19 protein-coding genes are annotated in these 24,905 nt (G+C 60.9%); 8 read left to right on the top strand and 11 right to left on the bottom strand.

Translation table 11 applies throughout. The features are described from left to right. Positions 1-134: 134 nt before the first annotated feature. Positions 135-1,397 carry an SH3 domain-containing protein gene (locus ACX3M4_RS05775; protein WP_459357637.1) on the bottom strand — a complete coding sequence of 421 codons (1,263 nt, stop codon included), beginning with the start codon at positions 1,395-1,397 and terminating at the stop codon, positions 135-137. A 292-nt stretch (positions 1,398-1,689) separates the two neighbouring features. On the opposite strand from ACX3M4_RS05775, the gene ACX3M4_RS05770 reads away from it, so the two are divergent. The 3 genes from ACX3M4_RS05770 to ACX3M4_RS05760 all read left to right on the top strand — a co-directional run bounded on the left by ACX3M4_RS05770 (position 1,690) and on the right by ACX3M4_RS05760 (position 4,819). Continuing rightward, complete coding sequence (locus ACX3M4_RS05770) at positions 1,690-2,901, top strand: ABC transporter substrate-binding protein (RefSeq protein ID WP_459357636.1); 1,212 nt, start codon at positions 1,690-1,692, stop codon at positions 2,899-2,901. 104 nt (positions 2,902-3,005) lie between these two features. Next, positions 3,006-3,605 carry a TetR/AcrR family transcriptional regulator gene (locus ACX3M4_RS05765; protein ID WP_459357635.1) on the top strand — a complete coding sequence of 200 codons (600 nt, stop codon included), beginning with the start codon at positions 3,006-3,008 and terminating at the stop codon, positions 3,603-3,605. 107 nt (positions 3,606-3,712) lie between these two features. Continuing rightward, positions 3,713-4,819, top strand: a complete 1,107-nt coding sequence (locus ACX3M4_RS05760) for an alkene reductase (protein ID WP_459357634.1) — start codon at positions 3,713-3,715, stop codon at positions 4,817-4,819. A 199-nt stretch (positions 4,820-5,018) separates the two neighbouring features. On the opposite strand, the gene ACX3M4_RS05755 is transcribed toward ACX3M4_RS05760, so the two are convergent. Beyond that, a complete protein-coding gene (locus tag ACX3M4_RS05755) occupies positions 5,019-5,147 on the bottom strand; it encodes a hypothetical protein (RefSeq protein ID WP_459357633.1) in 129 nt (42 codons plus the stop codon). Between the two features lie 226 nt (positions 5,148-5,373). On the opposite strand from ACX3M4_RS05755, the gene ilvD reads away from it, so the two are divergent. The 3 genes from ilvD to amt all read left to right on the top strand — a co-directional run bounded on the left by ilvD (position 5,374) and on the right by amt (position 11,936). Then, positions 5,374-7,218 carry a dihydroxy-acid dehydratase gene (gene ilvD, locus ACX3M4_RS05750; protein WP_459357632.1) on the top strand — a complete coding sequence of 615 codons (1,845 nt, stop codon included), beginning with the start codon at positions 5,374-5,376 and terminating at the stop codon, positions 7,216-7,218. A 127-nt stretch (positions 7,219-7,345) separates the two neighbouring features. Then, on the top strand, positions 7,346-8,428 hold the full coding sequence (locus tag ACX3M4_RS05745; RefSeq protein WP_459357631.1) for a metal-dependent hydrolase: 1,083 nt from the start codon (positions 7,346-7,348) through the stop codon (positions 8,426-8,428). A gap of 310 nt (positions 8,429-8,738) precedes the next feature. After that, positions 8,739-11,936 (top strand): ammonium transporter, encoded by a 3,198-nt coding sequence (amt, locus tag ACX3M4_RS05740; protein WP_459357630.1) that lies wholly within the window; start codon positions 8,739-8,741, stop codon positions 11,934-11,936. Positions 11,937-12,143: 207 nt separating this feature from the next. On the opposite strand, the gene ACX3M4_RS05735 is transcribed toward amt, so the two are convergent. The 5 genes from ACX3M4_RS05735 to ACX3M4_RS05715 form a co-directional block, all read right to left on the bottom strand. Continuing rightward, complete coding sequence (locus ACX3M4_RS05735) at positions 12,144-13,079, bottom strand: hypothetical protein (RefSeq protein ID WP_459357629.1); 936 nt, start codon at positions 13,077-13,079, stop codon at positions 12,144-12,146. Between the two features lie 292 nt (positions 13,080-13,371). After that, positions 13,372-13,896, bottom strand: coding sequence for a TerB family tellurite resistance protein (locus tag ACX3M4_RS05730; protein ID WP_459357628.1), 525 nt, complete (start codon positions 13,894-13,896; stop codon positions 13,372-13,374). 66 nt (positions 13,897-13,962) lie between these two features. Continuing rightward, complete coding sequence (locus ACX3M4_RS05725; protein ID WP_459357627.1) at positions 13,963-16,149, bottom strand: anthranilate synthase; 2,187 nt, start codon at positions 16,147-16,149, stop codon at positions 13,963-13,965. Positions 16,150-16,365: 216 nt separating this feature from the next. Next, positions 16,366-17,235, bottom strand: coding sequence for a substrate-binding periplasmic protein (locus ACX3M4_RS05720; RefSeq protein WP_459357626.1), 870 nt, complete (start codon positions 17,233-17,235; stop codon positions 16,366-16,368). A 14-nt stretch (positions 17,236-17,249) separates the two neighbouring features. Continuing rightward, positions 17,250-18,056 (bottom strand): substrate-binding periplasmic protein, encoded by an 807-nt coding sequence (locus tag ACX3M4_RS05715; protein ID WP_459357625.1) that lies wholly within the window; start codon positions 18,054-18,056, stop codon positions 17,250-17,252. 405 nt (positions 18,057-18,461) lie between these two features. Here ACX3M4_RS05715 and sthA point away from each other — a divergent pair, with 405 nt between their 5' ends. Next, positions 18,462-19,862 (top strand): Si-specific NAD(P)(+) transhydrogenase, encoded by a 1,401-nt coding sequence (sthA, locus tag ACX3M4_RS05710; protein WP_459357624.1) that lies wholly within the window; start codon positions 18,462-18,464, stop codon positions 19,860-19,862. A 26-nt stretch (positions 19,863-19,888) separates the two neighbouring features. Here sthA and ACX3M4_RS05705 read toward each other — a convergent pair whose 3' ends face one another. Further along, positions 19,889-21,079 (bottom strand): cytochrome P450, encoded by a 1,191-nt coding sequence (locus ACX3M4_RS05705; protein ID WP_459357623.1) that lies wholly within the window; start codon positions 21,077-21,079, stop codon positions 19,889-19,891. Positions 21,080-21,188: 109 nt separating this feature from the next. Next, on the bottom strand, positions 21,189-21,956 hold the full coding sequence (locus tag ACX3M4_RS05700; RefSeq protein ID WP_459357622.1) for an FKBP-type peptidyl-prolyl cis-trans isomerase: 768 nt from the start codon (positions 21,954-21,956) through the stop codon (positions 21,189-21,191). Between the two features lie 107 nt (positions 21,957-22,063). Here ACX3M4_RS05700 and ACX3M4_RS05695 point away from each other — a divergent pair, with 107 nt between their 5' ends. Further along, complete coding sequence (locus tag ACX3M4_RS05695) at positions 22,064-23,083, top strand: M23 family metallopeptidase (RefSeq protein WP_459357621.1); 1,020 nt, start codon at positions 22,064-22,066, stop codon at positions 23,081-23,083. A gap of 18 nt (positions 23,084-23,101) precedes the next feature. Here the strand turns inward: ACX3M4_RS05695 and tmpB are convergent, their stop codons facing one another. Together tmpB and tmpA are read right to left on the bottom strand one after the other, a co-directional pair. Next, positions 23,102-23,692 carry a (R)-1-hydroxy-2-trimethylaminoethylphosphonate oxygenase gene (gene tmpB / locus ACX3M4_RS05690; protein WP_459357620.1) on the bottom strand — a complete coding sequence of 197 codons (591 nt, stop codon included), beginning with the start codon at positions 23,690-23,692 and terminating at the stop codon, positions 23,102-23,104. After that, a complete protein-coding gene (gene tmpA / locus ACX3M4_RS05685; protein ID WP_459357619.1) occupies positions 23,689-24,831 on the bottom strand; it encodes a 2-trimethylaminoethylphosphonate dioxygenase in 1,143 nt (380 codons plus the stop codon). The genes tmpB and tmpA overlap by 4 nt, the downstream gene beginning before the upstream one ends. Between the last annotated feature and the right edge of the window lie 74 nt (positions 24,832-24,905).

Raw genomic sequence — 24,905 nt, 5'->3', positions numbered from 1 at the left:
GTCTCCTGTCGGCGGTCCGGCTCTTGCCAGACTGCTCTCCCGCCGGGCCTTGAGACCTGCGGAAGAGCTGAGGCGCGGAGTGTAACCGATCGCGCTTAACAAGGCGCTACCCCGGTCGCATCAATTGAAACGACCTATTGCACGCTCTTTACGTAATTTTTGCCGACGAAGCCTTTCTTGTCGCCAAAGGCAACTTCGCACCACCAGGTGCCGCATTCGCTAAAGCGGACGTCGCTGCCGGCGGGGATGACCGCGAGAACCGACGCGTCCTTTTCCCCGGACTGGCGCAGGTTCACCGCAGCCGTGATCTTGCCCGCATTGGGAAAATCCACCGCACTGGCGGTCAGAACCTGTGCTTCCGGTGCCTCTGCGGTTTCCTCGGCGACGGGCGTGGCATCAACGGAGGCCGGTCGCGGCGCGGTGGCCTCCTCGTCCATGACGGGCAGTTCCGCGTTCGGCTCCAGACCCGTCCGGACCGGCGCACCCTCCAGCGCGCCCGGAAGAACGTCCGCGCTCGTTTGTGGTGGGGAGGCGATCTGCGAGGCGTCGGCTCGCACCGTCACGGGCAGGGGTTGAGCCGGAGCCAGCCGGGCCTGGATCTTGCTGTCGTCGACAGTTGCCGTGTTGCTTAAAGGCTTGGCGAGATCGACCGGGGCTTCGGAAGGCAGGCTCCTGGCGGAAAAAGCCTGCCGGATACGATCCTTTGCCAGTGTGACCTGTTCCGCGCTCGCTTCCGGCGCGCTTGCGAGGCCGTTGCTGCCGGGCGTATCGGATTGGCTGTCCTCAATAAGGCTCGCAATGGTCGGCTCCGTCTCGATCAGCTGCGTCGTCACGGTTCTGCCGTCTTCGGACTTGCCGGTCAGGAGATCGGTGAGGCCGAAGAAAACTGCTCCCGAACCGACGGCGACGATCAAGAGCGTGCTCGCGACTAGCGCTCCGAAACTCGGTCCGTTGCGCAGCCGTGCCGAGACCCGGGCCGCCGATTTCGGAACTGGAACAGGCTCGGGTTGCAGTCCGGTGGTTCGGCGGACCGGTGCTGGACGCTGAAGGACGCCGGGCATGTCAAAGGCGCTGTCCTCGCTGGTGCCGATCAGTTGCGGCTTGCGCGTCTGCCCTTGTTGCAGGTCACCGGATGCGGCGTGCATCTGCAGGATCCTGGCGGCGAGGGAGCTCGGGTCGCTCTCGCTTGATATTTGCGGAGCCTCCAAGTCGGTCACAGATTCCTCGCCGGCCTCTGTGTCCGTTTCGATCCCGGTTTCTGGAGCAGCGTCTCTTTTCGGGGGAGTTTTCAAGTCGGTTACGGAGACGAGTTTCAGCTCGTTTCTGTTCGGTGCATTGTCCGGTTCGTAGCCTTCGGGGAAGTCGCAAGCGGCGGCTGGCGCGGGTACTGGAAACATGTGGCCCTCCTGGTTTTGCGGTTCGGGCACGCTCGGAGCGGTTGCCTTTCAAGATGCCGCAGCATTAACCTTTGTTAATGCGTCGCCACGCGGGCCGGATTGCGGCGGCACTGGGGAATTTTTCGGCAATTGTGACAAGGTGGTGGAACCGAGGCGGTTGAAGATCCCTGCCGTTTGCAAAAGCCTAACCAGTCTCTGTCAGACTGAGTGAAGAGCTTGCGGAACCGCCGGAGGGCTGGGCATCGGCGCCCGGCGGCAACCGTCAGACCCCGAAACAAACGGGCAATGCAACATGAAACGCTGGATTTCTCACCTTGTTCCCCGCGCTGCGCGTCTGCGCGCAGGCCTGAGTGCAGGTTTGCTGGCCGGACTGGCGCTGACAGGACAGCCGGTCTCGGCTCAGGACGTTCCGGAGCTGAAGATCGGCCTGATGGCGACGTTTTCCGGCCCGGCGGCGGTCTACGGCGAGCATATGCGCGACGGGTTCATGCTCGCGCTGAGGCAGTCCAACGGCGCTCTTGGTGGCCTGCCGACCAATGTGATCGTCGTCGACGACAAGCTTGACCCGGACTATGCGGTCGAGCAGGCGACCAAGCTGATCAACGAAAACGGCGTCGACATGATCGTCGGTGTCAATTTCTCAAAGATCATGCTGGCCGTGCACGATCCTATCGTGCGCTCCCAGACGCTCTTCATCGGTACGCATTCCGGTCCCGCGCCCATCGCCGGTCGCAACTGCAGCCGATATTTCTTCTCCACCGCCTCCCAGGACGACCAGGTCCACGAGACAATGGGCCGCTTTGCCAGTTTGAAGGGCTTCCAGGGGGTCGTCACCATCGCCCCGGACTATGAAGCCGCGCGCGATGCTGTTGCCGCCTTCCGCCGCCACTTCAAGGGGCAGATTGCGCGTGAACTGTTCCCGAAGCTCGGCCAGACGGATTTCTCCGAGGAGTTCAAGCAGATCGGGGAAATCGAACCCGATGCCATCTATGCCTATATGCCAGGCGGCATGGGTGTGGAGCTGGTCAAGCAGTTCCACACCTCCGGTCTCAAGGGCATCATTCCGTTTCTGTCGGCCAATACGGTCAATGCGGTGACGCTGCCCTATACGGCCGAAATGGCCGAAGGGCTGTTTTCCGCTTCTCAGTGGGCACCCAATCTCGACAATCCGGCCAACAAGCGTTTCGTCCGGGAATTCAGCCGGGCCTACAAATACGCGCCGTCCATCTATTCCGCCCAGGGCTATGATGCGGCCAAGCTGATCCATTTCGCGCTGGAACTGACCGGTGGCGTCAAGGATCAGGAAGCGCTGATTTCCGCCATCAGCGCCGCACCCTTCGAGAGCGTGCGCGGCGATTTCCGTTTCAACTCCAACCAGTTTCCGATCCAGGATTTCTACCTGGTCGAAGCCGTGCGCCGTACCAGCCGGCTCTATGAAATGGAAGCGACCGCGCGTGTGTTCGACGATGTCGGCGATGCCTATTCCGGCTCCTGCCGGATGTGAGCGCTGAAGGCCGGCGGGCGATCAGAACGTTATCTGAAACGATCAGTCCAAAAATATTTCTGGCCGCTCTTGCATTCTGGACTGCGTAGTCCATATCAGGATGCATGACCGAAACAGGCACCCATACACCCCATGCGGCAAGACGCAGCGCCGGACCCGGGCGGCCGCGCAGCTTTGACGAAGCTGCCGCGCTCGAGGCGGCAATGCTGGTCTTCTGGCAGAAGGGCTTCGAGGCGACGTCCCTCGACGACCTCACCAAGGCCATGGGTCTCAGCCGGTCCAGCTTCTATGCCACGTTCGACTGCAAACAGACCCTGTTCCTGCGCGCGCTCGAGCATTATTCCCGAAACGGCATCCGCGGCCTCAAGGACGTTGCGGAGACCGCCGGGGGCAATGCGGTCGAGGCCATGATGCAGGCGCTTTCCGATCCGAAAGGCGGTCCGAGAGGCTGCCTTCTGGTCAATTGCATCACCGAACTTGCTCCCCATGACGAGAAGGTCGCCGCAATCGGCCGCCGTCACCTGGAAAGCATCGAAGATCTATTCGCCCGCGCCATCGATCCGATCAATCCGGACGCGGTGAGGGACAGGGCCAGCGCCTATTCGTCGCTCGCCATCGGAACCCTGGCATTGCGCAAGGCAGGCGTACCGGCCGACCGGATTGCCAGAACACTGCAACAGGCGAAAGCCGTGCTCTCGCCATAACTCACCCTTCTTCAAGTCCATGATTGACCGCCCGATACCGCGTTTAATTATGGACTGAATAGTCCAAAAATAGCCTCATTCAGACAGGCAATCGAAAGGAACTCCCCATGTCGCAAGCCACGCTGTTTTCGCCCGCAAATGCCGGCGCCATCGCGTTGAAGAACCGCATCGTGATGGCTCCGCTCACCCGCAACCGGGCCCGGGCCGAAGACGACACGCCGCATGACCTGACCGTGAAATACTATGAGCAGCGCGCCGGCGCCGGCCTCATCATCACAGAAGCCTCGCAGATCTCGCCGCAGGGCAAGGGCTATGCCTGGACGCCGGGCATCTATTCCGACGCCCAGGTTGCCGGCTGGAAGAAGGTCACCGACGCGGTCCATGCCAAGGGCGGCAAGATCGTGATCCAGCTCTGGCATGTCGGCCGGATTTCCCACCCCGTCCTTCAGCCCGGCGGCGCTGACCCGGTGGCACCGTCCGCGATTGCCGCCAAGTCCAAGACCTTCGACGGCACCCAGTTCGTCGAAACGCCGACCCCGCGCGCGCTCGACATCAGCGAGATCCCCGGCATCGTCGAGGACTATCGCAAGGCGGCCGCGAACGCGAAGGCAGCCGGCTTCGACGGCATCGAGATCCATGCGGCAAACGGTTACCTGATCGACCAGTTCCTGCGCGACGGCTCCAACAAGCGTGAGGATGCCTATGGCGGTCCGATCGAGAACCGGGCACGCCTGCTCAAGGAAGTCATGGACGCCGTTACCGGCGTTTGGGACGGGAACCGGGTTGGCGTGCGCCTCAGCCCGTTCTCCAACGCCAATGATATCGCCGACAGCAATCCGCAGGCGACTTTCTCGCACGCGATCAAATTGCTCAACTCCTATGGCCTTGCCTATCTGCACCTGGTCGAAGGCCAGACCGGCGGCCCGCGCGATATCCCGAAAGGTGGAGATCTGTCGGCGCTCTATGCGCTTTTCGACGGCGCCCGCATGGGCAACAACGGCTATGACCGTGCATCCGCCATCGAGGCAGTCGAAGATGGCGTCATCGATCTGGTGGCTTTCGGCCGGCCGTTCATTGCCAATCCGGACCTGGTCGAGCGGCTAGAAAAGGACGCCCCGCTGAACCCGCTGGACGCCGATACGCTCTACGGCGGCAGCGAAAAGGGGTACACCGACTATCCAACCTTGTCGGAGGCTGCCATCGCCGCCGAATAATAGGGCGCTTCAATTCAGGCCGCCCGACATCCACCCCTTCCAGGGCGGTCTGAAGGACAGCCGGTGCGAGGTCAAACTCGCACCGGCTTTCTTTTTCACGGCCGGCTATCTTTTCAGGCCGGGCCTGTCGCAGATGACTTGCTCCTTCCCAGGCAGGCGGCACACCAGGCGCCGGGACCCAGTTCAATTGTTGCGGCCATCAGAAGTGGATCAGGGGCATCCTGTCCAAGGACAGGCTGATCAGGCGTCCGGCACAGTAACAAAGCAACAGGCTTTCGGAAAAGAACAGGGCGGAGCCTTCCACCTGCCGCTTGAAGAGACCAGCCATTGCCGGAACGCCGCGAAACAGGATCAGGACGCCGATCGGCAGCCTGAATTGCGCTTCGGCCGAGGTCTGTTCCGAACAATCGTACCCGAGCGTACGGTTTTGCCCTCATCCGGCCTTTTCTTGGGCTCAAAAAGCTGCCAAACCAGTACCCAGACGCAAACAGCGGGGAAACCCGCACCGGCGCGTAAAGCCGCGGCCGATACCCTAAACTGAGGGAAGAGATCCAATGCCCCCGTATCGTTCAAGAACCTCCACCCACGGCCGCAACATGGCCGGCGCGCGCGGCCTGTGGCGCGCCACCGGCATGAAGGACGGCGATTTCGGCAAGCCGATCATCGCGATTTCCAACTCCTTCACCCAGTTTGTGCCGGGCCACGTCCACCTGAAGGACCTCGGTCAGCTCGTGGCAAGGGAAGTTGAAAAGGCCGGCGGTGTTGCCAAGGAATTCAACACCATCGCGGTTGATGACGGCATCGCCATGGGCCATGACGGCATGCTGTATTCGCTGCCGTCCCGCGAAGTGATTTCCGATGCGGTTGAATACATGGTCAACGGCCACTGCGCCGACGCCCTGGTCTGCATTTCCAACTGCGACAAGATCACCCCGGGCATGTTGAATGCGGCCATGCGGCTGAACATTCCCGTCGTCTTCGTCTCCGGTGGGCCGATGGAAGCCGGCAAGGTCGTGCTGGAAAACGGCGTCGAGAAGTCCATCGACCTCATCGATGCCATGGTTGCCGCTGCCGATGATCGCATGTCCGAGGCCGATGTCTTGACCATGGAGCAGAATGCCTGCCCGACCTGCGGTTCCTGCTCGGGCATGTTCACCGCCAACTCCATGAACTGCCTCACCGAAGCGCTCGGCCTGGCACTGCCCGGCAATGGCTCGACCCTGGCAACCCACGCGGATCGCGAGCGCCTCTTCGTGGAAGCGGGGCACCTGATCGTGGACCTAGCCAAGCGCTACTATGAGCAGGACGACGAAAGCGTGCTGCCACGCAATATCGCCAGCTTCAAGGCCTTCGAAAACGCCATGAGCCTCGACATCTCCATGGGTGGCTCCACCAATACGATCCTGCATCTGCTGGCGGCCTCCTATGAGGGCGAAGTCGGTTTCACCATTGACGACATCGACCGCCTCTCCAAGACGGTTCCTGTGCTGTGCAAAGTCGCGCCGGCTGTCGAAAACATCCACATGGAAGACGTCCACCGTGCCGGCGGCATCATGGGCATTCTCGGCGAACTCGACCGGGCAGGGCTGCTCCATTCCGACGTGCCGACCGTACATTCCGCGACCATGAAAGAAGCGCTGTCGCGCTGGGACATCTGCCAGACCAATTCGGAAAGCGTGCACAAATTCTTCAGCGCCGCTCCGGGCGGCGTGCCGACCCAGGTTGCTTTCAGCCAGGAGCGCCGCTGGGACGAGCTTGACCTCGACCGGCAGAAAGGCGTCATCCGCGAAGCCGCGCATGCCTACAGCAAGGACGGCGGTCTCGCCGTTCTTTACGGCAACATTGCCGAGGACGGCTGCGTCGTGAAAACCGCAGGCGTTGATGAAAGCATCCTGAAGTTTTCCGGTCCGGCCCGTATTTTCGAGAGCCAGGACAGCGCCGTTTCCGCGATCCTGACCGGCAAGGTCAAGGAAGGCGACGTGGTGCTGATCCGCTACGAAGGTCCGCGTGGTGGCCCGGGTATGCAGGAAATGCTCTATCCGACCAGCTATCTGAAATCCAAGGGGCTCGGCAAGGCCTGCGCCCTCGTCACCGACGGCCGCTTCTCCGGCGGCTCCTCGGGCCTTTCCATCGGACACATCTCGCCGGAAGCGGCTGAAGGTGGCGCTATCGGCCTGGTCGAGGAGGGCGACCTGATCGTGATCGATATTCCGAACCGCGTTCTGAAAGTCGACATCTCCGACGCGGACCTTGCCGCCCGCCGGGCAGCGATGGATGCCAAGGGTGAATCCGCCTGGAAACCGGTCGAAAAGCGCAAGCGCAAAATCACCACAGCGCTGCGTGCTTATGCCAAGCTCACGACCAGCGCCTCCAAGGGCGCTGTCCGGGAAGTGGACTGAGCCTGATCGGTCGCTGAATTGAAAAAAGGCGGGCACAGTCCCGCCTTTTTTGCACTTCGCACTTGTCAATCGTCCCCTCCGGGCACACATGCCCGGCCAAACAGTTGCCACCGACCAGTAGAGCTTCATGGATTCCCTGACCCAATTCGTTCTTGGCGCCGCCGTTTCCACAGCCCTTCTGGGCAAGAAACTTGGACCCCGCAAGGCAGCGCTGGTTGGCGGTGCGCTCGGCACGCTTCCGGATCTTGATGTCTTCCTTCCCTTCGACGATCCAATCGACAGCTTCGTCTATCACCGGGGCTGGACACATTCGGTGTTCGTCCACGCGTTGGCTGCCCCCATCCTGGGCGAGGGGCTCATGCGGTTGTTCAAGGGGTTGCGGGATCATCGCTGGCTGACTTGGGTAACGGTCTTCCTCTGTCTTGCCACCCATGCCGGCATCGATGCGATGACGGTCTATGGCACGCGTTTCTTCTGGCCCCTCTATCCGGATCCGGTCGGCGTCGGTTCTATCTTCATCATCGATCCGCTTTATTCGCTGCCTCTTTTGGCCGTCTGCCTCTGGGCGCTTGCATCGAAATCCTGGTCCAGGCGCCTCGGCACCTGGACGGCGGTGGCGCTGGTCGTCTCCACCGGCTATCTCGCGCTTGGAGCAGGCATACAGCGCCTTGTTGAAGCCCGTGCCAGCCAGATCTTCGAGGCCAATGGAGGCGCGCCCGATCGCGTCTTTGCCATTGCCGCACCCTTCAATATTCTTGTCTGGAAGGTGATCGGCCTGCGTGAAGACAGCTACGACAATCTCTATATCTCGCTGCTGGATGGACTGGCTCCGGCCGAGATCTACAACCATGCCCGGCATCCGGAGCTTGCAGCCTGCGTGGACAAGACCGATGCCTTCCGGAAGCTGGCCTGGTTCAACCGTGGTTTTTACAAGACCGGTCTGAAGGATGGCAGGATCGTTGTCTCCGACCTGCGCATGGGCATGACCCCGAACTATGTCTTCAGCTTCGCCATTGCCGAAGCCGGTCGCGGCGCCGTCCGTCCCATCGCGCCCGAACGGGTGTCCGCGCTCGTCAACGTCCATCCGGAAGACTGGTCGTGGCTCGCGGCGCGGCTCCTCGGGCAGCCGATGATCCGGCGTGCGGAGGCAGATATTCCCGAGATATTGCCCCTGGAAAAGTTTCCGGACTGCGGGGCGATTGAAGATTAGTCCGCAAGATTTGGCGTAGATAGGCTGGATTGGAGTGAATTTCTCCGCAATTACAGCAATTTAAGATGCATCAATTTTGAGCATATACCCCAACGGAAGGCTGCTCAATTCTGCGCCGGCATGGTTTGTCGGGCTAAATTATGTGTTTTTGACCAGAGGCTTAATAGTCAACTGCTATCAGGTTGCATTCCGGTGCGTTTGCTGAAGAAATATGCAGCTTTTCCTTGGTAAAAGCCCTGACAAAATTAGCAACACAGAATTAACTTGTCGGGCAAATCATGCCTCTGTTTTCGAATAACGGGGCAGAGACATGATCAGGCGGGCGGTGACTTCCGGAGCCTTGTTCCTAAGTGCCGGTCTGGTCTGCATCGGGCCGGCTGGCGCTGCCGCAACGCCGGACCTGCAGTCCTTGCAAAAAAGCCTCGACATGGTCTGGGTTCTGGTCGCCGCGGGTCTGGTGCTGTTCATGCAGGTGGGCTTCATGCTGCTTGAAGCCGGGCTGGTCCGCTCGAAGAACTCCATCAACGTCGCCCAGAAAAACCTGCTTGATCTTGCGGTCTCCGTGCTGATCTTCGCCGGTTTCGGCTTTTCGCTCGCCTTCGGTGCCGGTGGTGGCTGGTTTGCCGGTTTCGACACCCGTCTCTTCGGCCTTTCCGGCCTCGATGCCTGGGGCCTGACGATCTTTGCCTTCCAGGTGATGTTCTGCGGCACGGCGGCAACGATCATTTCCGGTGCTGTCGCCGAACGCATGCGGCTCTCGTCCTATATCTTGTGCTCCGTATTGACGGCCGGCCTGATCTATCCGGTCTTTGCCCATTGGGCCTGGGGCGGGGCGCTCTTTGCCGACGCAACGGCGATCCTCGCCAATATCGGCTTTGTCGATTTCGCAGGCTCCACGGTGGTGCATGGCACCGGTGCCTGGATATCGCTCGCCGCCTGCGCCATCCTGGGTGCCCGCAACGGCCGCTTCGGACCTGACGGCAAGCCATTTCGAATTCAGGGCCACAGTTCGGTTCTCGCTACTTCCGGTGCGCTGATCCTGTTTGTTGGCTGGCTCGGCTTCAACGGCGGCTCGACCCTGGCAGCTTCCTGGGACGTGCCGAAGATCCTGGCCAACACGGTTCTGGCCGCTGCCGCCGGTACGGGAGCAGGCTATCTGCTGGGGCGCTGCAAGGACAAGGTAATCCTGCCGGAGAACTCCATTTCGGGCCTGTTGGGCGGCCTGGTGGCCATCACTGCCGGTTGTCATGTCCTGACGCCTCCGGGCGCTCTTGTCATTGGCGCCGCGGGAGGTGCGATCGCCGTGCTCGGAGCGGTCTTTCTTGAGCGGGTCCTCAAGATCGACGATCCGGTCGGCGCGATCAGCGTCCATGGTTTCGCGGGTGTCGCCGGAACGCTCGGGCTGGCCTTTCTGGCGCCTGTCGATCAGTTGCCCCTTGGGGCGCATCTGCCGCAGTTCCTGGTTCAACTCACCGGGGCGGCCGTCTGTTTTGTCTGGTGCTTCGGCACCGGCTGGCTGCTGCTTTCTCTCCTTAACCGGATCGAGCCGCTCCGGCTCGATGCTGCAAGCGAGGAACTCGGCCTCAACGAAGCGGAGCACGGCACGCGGCTTGGCATTGGCCATGTCGAGGATGCACTCGACCGGTTGATCGCCGGCAAGGCAGATCTCTCCATGCGGCTTGAAGTCTCCAAGGGGGACGATTCGGAACGCCTGACGCGGCTCTTCAATGCGCTGATGGATACGGTCCAGAGCGAAGAGAACGCCCACAGCCGCGCCGCTGACGCCAAACGTACGCGGGAGGAGGCGGAGCGTCTTTCCGCGCTTGCAAATGCCACCTTCGATGCCATCGTCATTTCCGTGGACGGACGGATCCTCGACGGCAACCGGACCTTCGAGGACCTGATCGGCTACGGCATCGCCGAGCTTGAGATGCGGGGGCTCTATGAATTCGTCGACAACGAGCTTGCCGGAACGCTGGAAGAACATCTGATCAAGGCCGAGAAGGAACCGCGCGAGGTCACGCTGGTCAGCCGCTCCGGTGAGCGAGTTCCGGTGGAAATCCGCACCCGCGTCATTTCCTACCGCGGCATTCCGACACGCGTTTCCGCCCTCGTCGACCTGCGAGACCGCAAGAAGGCCGAGGCCCAGATCCTGCACCTGGCGCAACATGATCCGCTGACCGACCTGCCCAACCGGGCCGTCTTCAATGCCGAACTGAAGCAGACCATCGGAAAATGCCGTGATTACGGCCGGTCGGCCGCTCTGCTTCTGATCGACCTCGACCGGTTCAAGGACATCAATGACCTGCATGGTCATCCTGTCGGAGACACGGTGATCCGGGTGACGGCGGAGCGTTTGCGTCAGGCGAGTCGGCCAGGCGATACGGTTTCGCGCCTCGGCGGCGACGAGTTCGCCATCGTCCAGAACGGCATCCAGTTTGCGAACCAGGCCGAAGACATGGCCCTGCGTCTGGTGCGGATCCTGTCCGAGCCGATCGACTGTGGCCAGGGTCTCGTTCTGAAACCGGGGGCCAGCATCGGCCTTGCCCTGATGACCGGCCAGGACGACGAGGACCAGGTGATCTCCAACGCCGACATCGCGCTCTACAATGCCAAGAACCGGGGCCGTCACACCTATTGCCTGTTCCAGCCGGGCATGGGCGACGAGGTACGCCAGCGCCGGGCGCTGGAAAAGGACCTGAATACGGCGTTGTCCGAAGGCCAGTTCGAGCTCTATTTCCAGCCGCGCATGAGCTTGTCGACAGCCAGGATCGTCAGCTACGAGGCCCTGATACGCTGGAACCATCCTGAGCGCGGTCTCGTCAGTCCGAACGACTTCATTCCGGTGGCCGAAGCCTCGGGCCAGATTGTTGCCGTCGGCAAATATGTGCTGGCCGAAGCCTTGAGGGTCGCGTCCGATACCATCCTGCACGCCAATATCAGCATCAATGTCAGCCCGGTGCAGTTCCGCGACAAGGACTTCGTCGACGACGTCAAGCGCGCGATCGAGCGTTCGGGGGTCCCCGCAGGCCGGATCGAGTTGGAAATTACGGAGAACACCCTGATCGAGGACGATGCCAGGGCCTTGACCGTGCTGACGCGGCTGAAGGAGATCGGCGTCAAGATCGCGCTCGATGATTTTGGCGTTGGTTATTCTTCGCTCAGCTACCTCAGCCGCTTTCCCTTCGACTGTATCAAGATCGACCGGTCCTTCGTATCCGAAGCCCGCAACAATTACGGCTCGCTGGCGATCATCGAGACGGTGGTCCGTCTCGGCAAGGCGTTGAACATGCGCGTCGTCGCCGAGGGAGTGGAGGACACCGAAAGGCTTTGTATGTTGGCGCAGCGCGGGTGCCACGAGGCCCAGGGTTACCTGATCGGCCGGCCGGCGCCGACCGGCAAACTGGTACGGACCATTCCGGCGGAGGTGAGCGAAGCGCTCGACCGTCTGAAATTCGGAGGTCTGCAGGTTTTCGAGGCAGCCAGCGGCAAGTCCCTGGCCGGGTGAACTCAGCTCGGTTCTAGAGCACGTCGCGAAAAAGTGGATACCGGTTTTTCGCAAAAAGACGTGCGTCAAAAAAGAGATAAAGCGGGTCACGTGAATTCAAATGAACGCGACACGCATTAGCCACCACGAGGACTTTCCGACGTGTTCGAGACCGAATTCTGCCGCGTCCTGCAGGGATTTGGCTCAAATCCTGAGTGTCAAAAGACCCTAGTTGACGTTGGATTCCGCCAGCGGGATCAGCACTGTCTGGCTGAGCAGCGCTTCAGGGTCGAAGATCTCCGGCACCTGGGCGCAATCGGCGGGCTCTTCTTGCGAAGGGGCTCGGGTTTCCTTCAGATCCGCACAGATCGGGATCGCCGCCTGGCGCGTACCGCTCACGGCAACCGTCATGGCGTCGAAAAGCGTGCCCTCGGTCTCGCCAAGCGCGAGGGCAAAGTGCTTGGCGAAAAGCGAAATGGTCCGGTCGGCGGAATAATTGGCCTTCTGGCCTGGTCCGGAGGAGACCGCAAGAGCTTCGGGACGGTCCTTGTGATCGACCGAGTGACTATTGAAGAGGCTGAGATCAATGGCGTGCGGATTGTTGGTGTCGAAAACCAGAATGACTTCGCCGGCTGGGATGGCGTGGATCAGTGCCGCGAAAGCGGAGGCGGACATCCAAGTGCCGTTGGCAATGGCCCCGACCGCGGACTCCGGTTTGTTGCTCGCCCACAATTGCAACGTATAGCCGGTCGCCTCGTCCGGACTGGCGGTTTCCGTCAGACTGACAGGCAGGTTGGCATAGATGATCAGCCGGTCATGCTGTCCCAGTTGATGTGCCAGCTCAGTCGCTTTCAGCTTGAGCGCATTGGCACTGGCACCTTCGTTGACAAGCAGATGCTGCCGTTCCGGTCCCGCGTCGATGCGCGGGGCGAGTGCGGTCATCACCTTTTCGACGCTATGGCGGCACACTTCGACGGATTGAGGGTTCCAGGGCGGGCAATTGCCCAGACCCAGAATTGTGTTCTTGAGGGCTCCGGTTTCTTCTGCGCCAGCCGGGTTGAGGCCGATGGAAAGTGCCGCAAGCCCGATGGCCAGCGACATCGGTCCGGCCACTGCCGCCAGCTTTCGCCTGCGCGGTCCGATCCGGTTGGGGGATGCGGCCATCGTGTCTCCCTTGATCGGCCAGAAGCTGATCGCTTTATTGGTGTTGGAGCAACTTGCCTGCGTTTTTCAGAACGCGGATTGCCCATGCGCCCATCCTTGCAGGATCTTCGAATACTATTCGCGATCCGTGAAGACCGGCTAAATCCGACTGCGTAATTCCATAGAACTCCGTTGTAGTCTGTTAATCAACTTTCTTTTGGATTTACAGTCTTTAGTACCGGAAACACATGGAAACATTCTGCAAGAGCAGCGTGAAACCTGTCGGAAATTGACGTCGCGGCAACAATGCCTTTCAGGCATTCAGTTGTTTCAGTTTTTCGATGACCTGGGCCGTATCGTCGGTCATCGTTCCGGTGTCGGCCATTCCGACGGCACGCACCATGCGGATCATGTCGGGCAGGGTGTCGCGGCCACCGAGGTTCACCGTCCGCTTGATGAGCCGGCGTATCATGTCGTCCGGATTTGAATTGCGGTTCGCAAGCCATTTGGCGAACATGAACAGCTCCTCCGCTTCGCCGAGAGGCATGCTGAAGACAGACTGGAGCTGGCCCAGGATTGCATCCTGCTCGGCTTTGGAAATGCCCCCGTCCGTTTCCGCGACAAGCACGAGCAGGGCGGCACCACTTACCCGCGGATCATCTATGCCGTCGACCGGGTGCTGGTTGGCCCGGGTCTTGAAACCGAAACGCCGGGCAGCGGCTTTCACCTCCTGCGCGGCGTCAAGCACCACACGTGTGTTGTCGGCAACGCGGCGGATGCGATAGATCCAGAAAGCTGCGGCGGCGAGAATGCCAAGGGCTGCAAGCAGAATGTGCAAGGGAAAACTCCTTCAAATATCTGCCTGCAGCTTTACCCGGACAATCGCAAAAAGCCGTGACAAAAATCACGAGGCTGCGGCAACCTGCTGATCTCTTGTGGAAACCAGCCGGCTGACTACATTCTCGATGATCTTGTGCCCGGCATCCTGATCCAGCGACATGATCGATTCCGGGTGGAACTGAACCGCCGCGATGGCTTCGTTCTGGTGCTCGATGGCCATGACGACGCCGTCCTCGGTTTCCGCAGTGACGCGGATATCCGCCGGCAAGGTATCGCGCTTAGCATAGAGCGAATGATAACGTCCGACGATCACCGGTGCGTTCAAGCCCTCAAAGAGCAGCGAATTGCCGGAGACGGACACCGGCGACGGCTTGCCGTGCATCGGGATGTCGAGCTGTCCGAGTTCCGCCCCGAAATATTCCGAAAGCGCCTGCAGGCCAAGGCAAACGCCAAAGATCGGCAATGCGCGCGAACGGGCCCGGCCGATGGTGGCCGCACAGTCGAAATCCTTCGGATTGCCGGGTCCCGGCGAGAGCACCACCAGATCCGGATTGACGTCGTGGAAGACATGGTCAGCGACCGGGGTGCGGTAGGTGACGACGTCGGCGCCGGTCTGGCGGAAATAGTTGGCAAGTGTGTGCACGAAACTGTCTTCGTGGTCGACAAGCAGGATCTTCAAGCCCTTGCCGGGCTTGCGGTCTTCGCCCTTTTCCAGCGCCTTTGTCGCAAGGCCTGCCTCGCGCACGGCGGCGCGCATGGCTTCAGCCTTCAGCTCCGTCTCGGCTTCCTCGTCCTCCGGCACGCTGTCATAGAGCAGGGTGGCTCCGGCGCGGATCTGGGCCGTGCCGTCCTTGATGCGCACGGTGCGGAGCGTCAGGCCGGTGTTCATGTCGCCGTTGAACAGCACCGCGCCAATGGCACCGCCATACCATGCGCGCGGGGACTTCTCGTGGTCCTCGATGAATTGCATCGCCCACCGCTTGGGTGCTCCGGTGACAGTGACGGCCCAGGTGTGCGACAGGAAGGCGTCGAGCGCGTCCATGTCTTCACGGAGGACACCTTCGATGTGGTCGACCGTGTGGATCAGGCGGGAATACATCTCGATCTGACGGCGGCCGATGACCTTGACCGAGCCCGGCACGCAGACCCGGCTCTTGTCGTTGCGGTCGACGTCGGAGCACATGGTCAGTTCCGCCTCGTCCTTGGCCGAATTCAGGAGCTTGCGGATCTGTGCTTCGTCCTCGATGGCGTTCTTGCCGCGGCGGATGGTGCCGGAGATCGGGCAGGTTTCCACCCGGCGGCCACCGCTGACACGCACATACATCTCCGGCGATGCGCCGACGAGGTATTCCTGGTTGCCGAGATTGAAGAAGAAGGAATACGGGGAGGGGTTGATCTGGGCGAGACGCCGCGAGACGGCGGAGGGCGGATTGGCGCAGGGCTCGTAGAAGGTCTGGCCGGGCACGGTCTCGAAGAGGTCGCCACGGCGGAAATAGTCCTTGGCCTTCTCGACGAGCTTAGCATATTCGCCGGGCTCGTGATCGCCACGGCCGGGGTCCAGGTTGGCAGGGGTGTACGGGCGCTTTTCGCCGGTACGCGCCATGTCCTTGGTGGTGCGGCCACCGACAACGAAGTCATATTCCAGCACATAGGCGCGTTTGCCGTGGTGATCGACGATCAGGATCTCGTCCGGCAGGAACAGCACCACATCGCGCTGGTCGTCCGGTCTGTTGAGTTTCAGGTCGATCGGTTCGAACTGGAAAGCAACGTCATAGCCGAAGGCTCCATAGAGGCCGAGCTGATCGTCGTCGCAGGCGAACATGTCCTTCAGCGCACGCACGATGGAGAAGGTCGACGGTTGGCGCGAGCGTTCCTCCTCGTTGAAGAGCCGGTCCGGTTGCTTGACCGTCAGCCGGATACGGCCGGCATCCGCCTCGAACGTGTCGACATCGGCATGGCTCTTCAGAACCTCTGCGATCGCCGGCAGCAGAACACCACCGCGGTCGTTGAGGGCGCGGATCTCCACGCGCCGGTCGGTCGCCTCCAACACCAGCGGCGGGTTGACCAGAGCCATGTCCCAGCGGGTGTAACGGCCGGGATATTCATAGGACGAGGACAGAACCGCGCCGAGTTCACCGTCCAGCCGGTCGATCCAGTCGGACGTGCCTGTCTCGTAGTCGGACGGGCGGGAGGTCCGCAGGATGGTGATCCCGCTGTTGGTTTGATAGGTCTGATCTGCCAGCACCGGCATGGTTTCTTTCCCGTTCTGGTGGCCGTTCGGGCGGCCTTATAATGCACCAAGGCCGCCAGCGGTGTCCCGCGGCGGCCTTTGGTTTATCCCTGATCCATCAAAGCATGAGTGATCGCTGGCCGCCTATTTCGCGCCGCGCCACCACCAGATTGCTTTCAGGGTCATGTTCATGGAAAGACCGATAGATTATGCGGCGCAGCTTGGCAACGAAAAAGTCTAATCGGCGACTTTTGCAGATACCCAGACCGGAGCAGGCTTGCCGTCCTTGAGGCCCTCTTTCAGCCACGCGTCCCAGGCCGCTTCAATTGCTGCATAGGTTCCGTTGGCCTGGATGGCTTCAAGACCCTCGTCGAGGATCTCGGCCACCATCCTGGAGCGTTCCGGAGTTTCCAGGCTGAAAGAGACGTAAAGATCGAAGCGGATGAGTTCATGGACAGGTACCGGGGCGGGGGTGACGATATCCGGGCTGTTGCTGATGTGAAAAGCGGCCACCTTCTCATAGACAACCGCGTAATCGGCGCGGTGCTTGGCTGCCAGAGCAAGGGTCTGCAGATCGGAATCGACCTCGATCTTGTCGATCCTCGGATCGGAATCGAATTCGTCCGTGTAGGTGTAGCCGCGCACGACCGAAAACGTCTTCTGCCGGAATAATTCGGGCCTGAAAGGGGTCAGGTTGTCCGGATGCGCGAAGATCAGGATCTTGCCGTAAAACAGCGGAACCTGGTGAAAGATGTAATTCCGGCGGTTCTCGTCCGATCCGGTGGTGTCAAAGCAGCCGAGCTGCCGTCCTTGCGCCACTTCCTGCATGCAGCGCTTGTAAGGCATGACGTCAAAAGTGACCCGGCAATGAGCCGCATGGAAAGCGGCCGAGATGATATCGACGGCAAATCCCCGCAATTCACCCTCGTAGACACCCGAATAGGGGAAGAAGGCATCTTCGGCGGCGATGGAAATATCGTCCGCGACGGGGCATTCGTCGGCCTGCGCCGGGGCAGTGAAAGCGACCGGCAAACCCAGCAACGCGGCAAGGGCCGCCGACGGCAGCACCTTTCGCATCAGCTGTTGAAGACCGGGACGGTAAGTCAATCGCTCTCTTTCTCTCAGTTCTGAAGCTCTTTCGAGTCCTGGCTGGTCTGCAGTCCCGACCAGTCTGTCAACCCGTAGCGTGCCAGGATCCGGGCAAGGTCCCCGCTCGCACGCAAACGCTTCATGCCTTCATCGAGCGCCCCGGCCAGTTCCTCCGCGTCCGGTACCTTCGGCGAAAAGGCGATAAAGACTTCGTCCGCATTGACGGAGGCAGCCAGCCGGAACCGGTCGGCGAGCCCCATTTCCATGGCTTTGAAACGGAAGACATTCACGTCCTCTACGACAACGTCGATACGTCCGAGCTTGAGCTTGTTGATGTTAAGCGCCAGCGCTTCGTCACCCGCGACATAGGCAGGATAGCCGTAGGTGTCGATCGCGGCTTCGAAGTCTTCGCCATATTCGTAATTGACGATCAGACCGACGGTTCTGCCGGCAAAGGATTGCGGACCATGAAATATCCAGGGATCCTGTCCCTGGACGAACAACCCGTTGGCCGAGTATCCGTGCGAAAGACGGGGATAGATGAAGTCCGGTTCGCCTTCGGGCCATGCACCGAAAATGCCGTCGAACCGACCTTGCCGCACATAAAGCTTGGCACGTGCCCAGTTCAGTTCGACATAGCGGATCGTGTATCCAAGCGGCTCGAACACTGCTTGTGCGATCTCCACCATATAGCCCGGCCGGTCGCTCACTGGCGAACAATTGGCCGGGCACCAGCGGTCCGCGGCAAACACGAGCTCTCTTGCGGTGCCGGACATTGTCGTGGCCGCAAGGATAGTGATCGTCAGAAACGCGCGGAAAGCTCGTCTGAAAATTTCCATCTTGTGAGTTCGTAAAGTCGAGATCCGGAGTAAGTCGGAATATTCCTACAGCTGTTTAGCAGTATCGTCTTTCTGTTTTGTTAAGTTGTTCTGCTATTGTGTTTGGTGGGGCGAGTGTTTGGATTGAAGTGTTCAATCAAAAATTGTATGGCTATTGAAATTTGGGAGTTTTGCGCTTGCCATGTCTTCCAGTTTCAAGGGTGAATTATTAAAGGCGATGCACGTGCCGTCTTCGATTTGAGCAGAAAATGGTCTGTTTGCGCCGCAATCCACCTCTTTTGCGCCAGCCGACTTGACCAGTGTGACAAAGTGCTGTTTTTGCAGTGCAGCGACAGAGGGCTGCGCAACGGGTTGCCGCGCTTTTCAGGCGGCGGCTACTGGTGACGACGCGGCAGCGAGGGGCACATGGAACACTACGATCTCATCGTGATCGGCAGCGGGCCCGCAGGCCGGCGGGCCGCGATCCAGGCAGCAAAATTCGGTTACAACGTTCTGGTGGTGGAGCGCGGCCGCCGTGTCGGCGGCGTTTCGGTGCACACGGGCACGATCCCTTCCAAGACCTTGCGCGAAACCGTTCTCAACCTCACAGGCTGGCGTGAGCGCGGTTTCTACGGCCGCTCCTACCGTGTGAAGGAAGACCTGACAGCTGCCGATCTCCGTGCCCGGCTGCACATCACACTCAATCACGAGGTTGAGGTGCTGGAGCACCAGTTCGCCCGCAACAAGGTCGACACGATCCGCGGCGAGGCGCGGTTCCTGGAACCGCACCGGATTGAAGTCGAGGGCGATGCCGGCGAGGTCTTCACCTTCACCTCCGACAAATTCATCATTGCCGTCGGCACCAAACCGTTCCGGCCGGACTACGTGCCGTTCGACGGCGAATATGTGCTCGACAGCGACGAGGTTCTGGATCTCACCGAAATTCCGCGTTCGGTCGCGGTCATCGGCGCCGGCGTCATCGGCGTGGAATATGCGTCGATCTTCTCCGCGCTTGATGTGCATGTGACGCTTGTCGAGCCGCGCGAGACCATGCTCGACTTCCTCGACAAGGAACTGGTTGCCGACTTCACGCACCAGCTACGCGATCGCGGCATTGCAATGCGCTTCGGGGCAACCGTTCAGAAGATCGAGAAGCACGGGCCCGCCGAGTGCGAAATCACACTGGAAGGCGGACGCTCGGTGCGCTCCAACGTCATCCTCTTTGCCGCCGGCCGCATGGGCGCGACCCCGACCCTCCATCTGGAAAACTGCGGCCTAGAGGTCGACCATCGCGGCCGCCTCAAGGTCGACCCGCAAACCTTCCAGACCTCCGTGCCACATATCTATGCCGCCGGCGACGTCATCGGCTTTCCGAGCCTTGCCTCGACTTCGATGGAACAGGGACGCATCGCTGCCTGCCAGGCGCTCGGCGAAAAAGCCTACGATCCGCCGGAGTATTTCCCCTATGGCATCTATGCCGTGCCGGAGATTTCCACCGTCGGCATGACGGAGGAGGAGATCAAGGAACGTGGTATTCCCTACGAATGCGGCGTCGCCCGCTTCCGCGAGACTTCGCGTGGCCACATCATGGGCCTCGATACCGGCATGCTGAAGATGATCTTCTCGCTGAAAACCCGGCGTCTGCTCGGCTGCCATATCGTGGGCGAGGGGGCGACGGAACTGGTCCATATCGGCCAGGCGGTCTTGAACCTGCGCGGCACGCTGGAATATTTCGTCGAGAACACGTTCAACTATCCGACGCTTGCCGAAGCCTACAAGATCGCCGCCCTCGACGCCTGGAACCGCATGCCGCCGCTGGAGCAGTAATCGCCTTCAAGGTTCGGCCCGCGGCCTTATTCCGCGAGCCTGCACATCATCTCGCCCACGGTCCGCGTCGCACCAAGCCCTCGAATTTGCGGCGGCGGGCCGCAGAGGTCCATGTCCGGCGCAAGCCTGCAGAGAGCGCCAAGCGCTTCCTCCATCTCGGCCCGTGCCAAAGCCTCGCCAAGGCAGCGGTGCTCACCAGCGCCGAAAACCGGATGCCACCGAGGGTGATCGCTGCGGCTGATGTCGAAGGTATCGGGCCGGTTATAGACGTCTGGATCTCGCAGGGCCGAGACAACCAGCGGGCCGATGAGACTGCCTTCCGGGATGGCGACGCCTTCAAAGACGAGGTCTTTCTCCGCGACGCGAATGAGTGCGCCAATTACCGGGTCAAAGCGCAGTCCTTCGGCAATGGCGCCGGCAAGATGGGTTTCGGGGTCTGACCGGAGAATCTCCCATTGGGCCCGGTTCTGCAACAGTTGGGAGACGGTTGAGGTGAGGGCGCCGCGCGTGGTTTCGGATCCCGCCAGCAGAAGCGTTACGATCTGCATGCGGACCTCCGTTTCGCTCAAGTCGGATCCTCCGGCGCGGTGCAGATAGGCAGCCAGGAAATCCTTTCGGCCGGCGGCTTCGTGATCCCGAAGCAGGTCCTCGACATATGCGCTGAGCGCGTTCAAATCTTCGGAAGCCTCCGCCAGAACCTGGGGCGAGCGGACCGAGAGGGCCCGGATCGAGGAATAGACCAGCCGGGTGATCAGCGTCAGGTCGTCTCTCGGTACGCCCAGCACCATCGCAATTGTCCTTGAGGCAAGCTGGCCGCCGATCCGGTCGCGAAATTCGATCTCGCCGTCCTCAAGAGCTTCCCGGACGAGCTCTTCCGAGAGATCCCGCAGGTTGGACCGCAACTGCCGGATGAGCGGAATGGAGAAACTGCGTGCCAGCGGTGCTCTGCGATTGGCATGCGCCGTGCCGTTGGCAAAGAGCATGGAATTTCGGAAGAGATCGTAGACCGGACCGCTGTCGAGCCCTTGCAGCGCCATGGTCTCCGTTTCCATCTGCCGCGTCAGCTGCGGGTCGACCAGCCGCTGCATGTGGGCATAGGAAAAGGTGATGAATATGCCGTGACGGTCGCGCACGATCGGCCCCTGCAGGGCGGCGTGGCGGACGAAGTCATGGTCGCTCCAGGCTTCGTCCCGGGGAAGGATCAAAGGTGCGTTCATCGGGGCCTCCCGTCCGGTCCGTCTGCCAGTCTAACCGGCTTATGTGACGTTTAGGGAAGCCTTGTCGAATTTTGTTGTATTTACAACTTGAAATCGTGATGCGCCGAATTCAGCACAGCCAGCAGCCAACCGGAAGCGACGCTTCGGTCACGTCGCCGCCGTCCGCCAACCAGCCCGCAATGCCCTTTTCGATATTGACGACATTTGTGAAACCGGCCTGTCCAGCAAGATATTCTGCCAGAACCCGGCTGCGTGCGCCGGTCTGACAGATGAAGACAACCTCATCGCCGGGGCTGGAGACCAGTTTCCGCAATTCCGGGCCGAACTCCGGGTTGACGTTCCCGGCCGTGTCAAAAAATGTCACCAGATGGCTCCCCGGTAGAACGCCCGTATCCCGCCATTCGTCCGGACGGCGGATGTCGATGACGGTAGCGCCCGAGGCGAGCTTCTCTTTCAGCTCCTCATTTCCGATATCGGAGAATTTCTTCGCCTTTACTTCGAGGAGCTCGATCTCGAATTTCAGCGTGGCATCCGGCGGGATGACATCGCCAGCCCCTTGCGAACCATAAGCCATGTCCGGCGGAATGATCAGCTCGCGCTTGCCGCCCACCTGCATGCCTTCGACGCCCTTTTCCCAGCCCGCAATGACACGGCGCTCGCCGAGGGTGAAGGAGAAGGGCGTGCCCCGGTCGAGGCTGGAATCGAACTTCGTGCCGTCCATCAGCCAGCCGGTGTAATGCACCACGACCGTGTTGCCGACGGTGGCTTCTTCACCGGTTCCCTTTTCGATGTCGCGGATCTGCAGGCCTTCCTGGGCGGCCACAGGCAGCGCCAACAAGGCAGTGACGGCCAGTCCGGCCAGCCATGACTTCAACATATTTGTTACACCTGATTGCGTAATGATTGCTCCGCGCAAGGTCGTCGATTGCTGCACGGAATGCAACTCAATGCTAATTGAAGGCTGATGACGAAGGGGGCGGGCGGATGAGAACAAACTTGCCCAAGACGCTGTTGACGGCGACGTGTCTGCTGTTGTCGCCAGGGCTGGGAGCCGCGCAGGAGCTTCAACTGTCGATGCCGCTGCAATGCAAGCTCGGCGTTGACTGCTTCGTCCAGAATTACGTTGACATCGATCCGGCGGAGCCCGTGCGGGCGGCGGATTGCGGCCAGGCGAGCTATGACGGTCACAAGGGCACGGATATCCGTGTGTTAAACACGAAGGTGATCGCCGATGTGCTGGCGTCAGCACCCGGCATCGTCCGTGCCTTGCGCAACGACGTGCCGGACCGGCTGATGCGCACCAAGGAAGACCGGCAGGCTGTCCAAGACAAGGAATGCGGCAATGGCGTTGTGATCTCCCACCAAAATGGCTGGGAAACCCAATACTGCCATCTTCGAGAGGGCTCTGTTGTCGTGGCGGCCGGCGATCGCGTCCAGCGGGGTCAGGCCATCGGGCAGGTCGGCTATTCGGGGTTCGCGGCCTTTGCCCATGTGCATCTTGCCGTGAGACATAATGGCGAGATCGTCGATCCATTCCTCGGCACTGTGGAAAAAACGCGACAGCGCGCGGCAATCTGTGAGGCGGGAGCAACGGCCGTCACCGGTCAGGGGCTCTGGCGTGACCCCGTTGATCCGCTTTTGAAGCATGCCAAGGGGGCATTGATCGAGAAAGGGCTGGCGGGCGGCCCGGTCGGAACGATCGAACTGGAAACAGCTGACGTGACAATTGCCGCGGCGAAGGCGCCCGCGCTGGTATTTTATGCCCGGTTGATCAATCTCAAGAAGGGAGATCGGATTGCGCTGAAACTGACCGGCCCCGACGGCGTCCTTGCCGAAAGTGAGGGCCAGCCCCTGGAAGCCAACAAAGCCCAGTGGGTTGCCTATGTCGGCCGCAAGACCAGATCCGCGGGGTGGCCTGCAGGCACCTATACCGGCGAGGTGGTGCTGGTGCGCGAGGGGCAGGACATTTTTCGGGAAACCTCCGGCCATGTTCTGTCCGAGTAGGGCAAGGGTTGGACTGGCCTATTCACCGAGATGCCTGTCGACGATCCGCTGCACCATCGGCGCGAAGTGCCAGAAGTCGGGCGTTGCCATGTCCGGCTGCTTGCCGGCTTCATCGAGATAACGCACCTGGATGATCTTTTTCAGGTTCGGATTCTTTTCGAACTCGGCGACTTCCTCGGCGCTCATCGGCCCGCCCTGCAAATTGAGCGAGTGAACGGAGGCTTCGGAAAGGCGCTTGAAATAGTCGGGCTTGGTTGCGCAGAGATAGCGCTTGGCGGCAACGTGGTGGCGCACGCAGTCGGTGATGACGGATGGGAAGAACTGCGCCAACACTTCGGCACCCGCTTCCTCGTGAAAGCGGTCCACTGTGTCCTCCATCGAAAACGTGCCGAATTCGGAGGTGAAGTGACCGATATCGTGCAATAGGGCGCCGACGATGATGTCTTCGTCGAGCCCGTTCTGCTCCGCCAGTGTTGCCCCCTGCAACATGTGCTCGGCCATTGTGACCGGCTCGCCGAGATATTCCTCGTCGCCGCAGCGCTCGAAGATATCGCCAAGAAAGGCGACGATGTTTTCACGCGAAAGGTCGGCAAACTCCGGTTTGCTCATTCCGCAGCCTCCGGCAAGGCGGATTGCAGCGCAGCCAGCGTCGAAAGAAGGCCGTCCTTGTCGGCATAACATCCCTGCAGCCAGCGGGTACCAGTGCCGGAATAGGCCTTGCGCGCATGCAGGACGCGCGTGTTGTCGACGATGAAACACTCGCCCGGTTCCAGCCGGAAGGTCACTTCCATCGCGGTGTCGTCGATGATTTCCCCCAGCTTGCGGTAGGCTGCGTAGTAGGTCGCCATGTCCTCGAACGGAACGTCGGTGATTGCGGCGGCAGAGCGGTTGTTGAAGCGGATTGCGATCAGCTCGCCGTCGGGGGCAAGTTCAATCATCGGCCTGCGCGAGCGCAGCGCCACGCCCTTTTCACCGGCATATTCGAACCTTGCACAATAGCGGCTGAGAACGTCGAACCACGCCGGGTTTTCATCTCTGAGGCGAAGCGCTGCCGCAAAGCCGTCGACCACCATGTTTTCGCCGCCCGCAGCGGTGCTTTCGAGGCAATAGAGCACCTGAACCGTCGGCACAGGATCGCGGTAGGGGTTGTCCGTATGGGCCTGGAGGCCGAGGCCGGTAAAGGCAAGGTTCGTCGGATTGACTTCCGTGCGGACCTCGAAATGGCGTCCGTAGTTCGTCTCCCGGACATAACCGAAGAGTTCCACCACCTTCATCAGGGCACCGTCCTCGACTGGACCGCCGGTCAGCTTGGCAAAGCCGTATTTCGCGATCTGTGCAAGCCACTGTCCTTTCACGGATGGATCGGTGCGGACAGCTTCAAAATCCGCAGTAGGAACCTGCCGGTTCAGTTTCGCGTCCCAGGTTTCGACGCCATCGGATAACCAGCCGCTTGGGTTGGCCTCCGGGCGGTCGTAGGAATTGGCAAGCAGCCAGGGAAGGGAATAGCTCACCGTCTTGCCTTCTGGCGCGAAGGTAACCGACAGGGAGCCGTTCCGGATTTCCGCGGCTGAAATCCTGGTGCCGGCGTCAATGTCGCGCAAGGCGATCAGGCGCTGGCCGTTGCCGGGCGATCGCGTCTCAGGGTCGCTCGCATTGTCGCGCAGCCAGATCGCGTGGAACCGGTGTGTCTTACCGCCGGTCGTCAGGGCAAGATAAGTACCGCCATCCAGGATTGATACGTCCGCCATCGGTCAGATCCTTGAGTTCAGTGATTGAAACCAAGGATCGGGCGAACTATCCATTAAATCAAATTACGAATTTC

The organism is Roseibium sp. M-1, assembly GCF_054515675.1.
Note: the sequence above shows the minus strand (reverse complement) of the source record. Positions and strands in the feature narration are given on the sequence as shown.